This window comes from Asaia prunellae JCM 25354 (genome assembly GCF_000613885.1).
Classification (GTDB): Bacteria; Pseudomonadota; Alphaproteobacteria; order Acetobacterales; family Acetobacteraceae; genus Asaia; species Asaia prunellae.
Genome location: NZ_BAJV01000032.1, coordinates 1 through 2,713, shown reverse-complemented (window position 1 = coordinate 2,713; position 2,713 = coordinate 1). Strand labels below are relative to the sequence as shown.

Annotated in this window: 1 protein-coding gene and 2 pseudogenes; 1 reads left to right on the top strand and 2 read right to left on the bottom strand. The window is 56.5% G+C overall.

Features of this window, described 5'->3' with window-relative positions; translation table 11 throughout:
• Nucleotides 1–4: 4 nt before the first annotated feature.
• Nucleotides 5–2,037 (bottom strand): annotated as a pseudogene (locus JCM25354_RS19535) (NAD(+) synthase).
• 195 nt (nucleotides 2,038–2,232) lie between these two features.
• Between JCM25354_RS19535 and JCM25354_RS15355 the strand changes: the two are divergent.
• Nucleotides 2,233–2,403 (top strand): DUF1328 domain-containing protein, encoded by a 171-nt coding sequence (locus JCM25354_RS15355; protein WP_025886732.1) that lies wholly within the window; start codon nucleotides 2,233–2,235, stop codon nucleotides 2,401–2,403.
• 51 nt (nucleotides 2,404–2,454) lie between these two features.
• On the opposite strand, the pseudogene JCM25354_RS21490 reads toward JCM25354_RS15355, so the two are convergent.
• Nucleotides 2,455–2,713 (bottom strand): annotated as a pseudogene (locus JCM25354_RS21490) (hypothetical protein); the annotation flags it as partial.

Here is a 2,713-nt window from a genome sequence, read left to right as displayed (position 1 = left end):
AGCCCTAGAGAGTCGCTTTTTCCAGTTCATCGAGCCAGGCAGCGGGGGTTCCATCGGAAGGAGCACGCCATTCCCCCCGAGGGGAGAGACTTCCGCCTGACGAGAGTTTGGGTCCATTGGGCAGTGCCGAGCGTTTAAATTGGCTGAAGCCGAAAAAGCGTTGTAGAAACACGGTCAGCCAATGTCTGATCTCGGTTGCATCATAGGCGCGTTGACGGTCTTCAGGGAAATGGGCTGGCCAGATGCCGCCATTCCTGTCTTCCCAGGCACGGAGCGCCAGAAAGAGGATTTTGCTGGGACGAAATCCGTAGCGTAATACATAATAGAGTGTGAAATCCTGCAGAGCATAAGGACCGATCTTTTCCTCTGTCTTCTGCACCCCCTCAGAACCTGCGGGGACGAGCTCAGGCGTGATTTCCGCCGAGACGATTTTCTCCAGTACCGGGGCGATTTCTGTTCCGAGGGTCTCTTTGCGCGCCAGCCAGCGAATGAGATGCTGGATGAGGGTTTTGGGCATGCCGGCATTGACATTGTAATGCGACATCTGATCGCCTACCCCATAGGTGCACCAGCCCAGGGCAAGCTCTGACAGATCTCCCGTGCCGATCACAATCCCGTTGCGTTGGTTGGCGAGGCGGAAAAGGAAATCGGTTCGAAGTCCGGCCTGCACGTTTTCGAATGTGACATCGTGAACCGGGGCGCCGGATGCAAAGGGGTGGCCGATAGTCTCCAGCATCTGCATGGCGGTAGGCTTGATGTCGAGCTCGTGGGAGGCAACACCCAGTGCATTCATGAGGTCATGGGCGAGGCCAAGACTTGCATCGCCGGTTGCAAACCCCGGCATGGTATAGGCGTCGACCCGGTCACGTTTCCAGCCCAGCTCATCTGCAGCACGTGCAGCCACCAGAAGGGCTAGGTAGAATCGAGGCCACCGGAAACGCCGATGACACAGCGTTCAACGCCACTCGACTGGAGTCTTTGCGTGAGTGCGCGTACCTGGATGGTCCAGGCTTCATAACAATCCTGATCCAGACGGTCAGGATTTTCCGGTACGAACGGAAAGCGAGCCACGACACGATGAAAGCCGATATCGGCTTCCACGGGGGAGAGCGTGAAGCCGATGCGTCGCCATGCACCATGATCGTGAGCACGTGCGCAGTCATGGAAACTGCCCATGCGCATCCGTTCCTGACGGACCAGATCCAGATCGATATCGGCCAGCGTCATTTGCGCTGTTTTCGGAAAGCGCGTTGATTCTCCCAGAAGGCGCCCGGCTTCATAGATCGATACCTGACCGTCCCATGCAACATCCGTAGTGGATTCGCCTGCGCCGGCTGCGGCATAGACATAGGCACAAAGCGCTCGCTGAGACTGGGCTCGACACAGAAGGTGACGATCTTCGGACTTGCCGATGGTGATTGTGCTGGCTGATGGATTGCCGATCACCGTCGCGCCGGCCAGTGCAAGTGCTGTGCTGGGCGGATTGGGAACCCAGAGGTCCTCGCAGATCTCGATACCGAAAATAAAATCGGGCAGATCCAGGGACTCAAATATCAGATCGGTGCCAAAGGGAATGTTCTGGCTGCCGATTCTGAGCGTTTCGTTCGCAATATCGATACCTGTCGTGAAATGCCGTGAGTCGTAGAATTCACGATAATTCGGTAGGTAGGATTTGGGGACGATTCCCAGAATGGCGCCCTGATGAAGTACGACCGCGCAGTTGAACAGGCGTCCTCTTTGTACGATAGGGGCGCCGACGACAATAACCGTTTTCCATGCGCGGGTCTCCGCCTGAAGCTGGATCAGGCAGTTCTGTACACCGTCAAGCAGGGCATCCTGCTGTCTTAGATCATCAATCGCATAGCCAGACAGGCATAGTTCCGGAAAGACAGCCAGTGCTGCTCCCGCTGCGGATGCTTCCCCGGCAAGAGCAATGATCTGCTGGAGATTATGGCGTGGATCGGCAAGTTGCACGGGTACGGTACAGGCCGCCACGCGGGCAAAACCATGTCGATAGAGAGATCGAAATGCGTTCATGGGATCCTCTCCTGCTGCATCGGCCCCGGTGACAGCTGTTCCGCCCTGCCTGCGAGCGCCTGCCCAGAAACGTCTTTCCGCATTAAAAGACAAGGCCCTGACGTAACAGAACAAACCGTTTCAGCTCTGACCCGTTCACGTCGCAGAGCCGGATCATGACGATTATGTTATGTTCCTATGACGGAGTATATCGCCATGGACCTTCTTCGCTGGACAATCGTCTTTCTTGTCCTTGCCCTTCTGGCCGGGCTTCTGGGCTTTGGTGGCATCTCGGCAGATTTTGCATCGATCGGCAAGATTCTTTTCTTTATCTTCCTCGTCCTCTTCGTCGTGAGTTTTATATTCGGACGTGGACGCGGTCGCTGAACGAACCGGACTGTCCATAATAAAAAGGCGGGTCTGACCCGCCTTTTTCATTCAGTAGCCATTCGGATCCGGGTCGGCCGGATAAGGGGAGGGGTAAGCGTACCCTTCAGCGGGAGCACAACCTGCATATCCGCCACAGGCATAGGTATAAGGCGCAGCCACGTAGGGCTGAGCAACATATCCCCCTGTATAGGCATAACCTCCGTTGTAATACGGGCTTGCATAATAGGAGCCCACGGCTGTTCCGATCACGCACCGGTAGCCATGCCCAGGCCCCATCCGCCCCAGCCCCATCCACCACCCCAGCCGG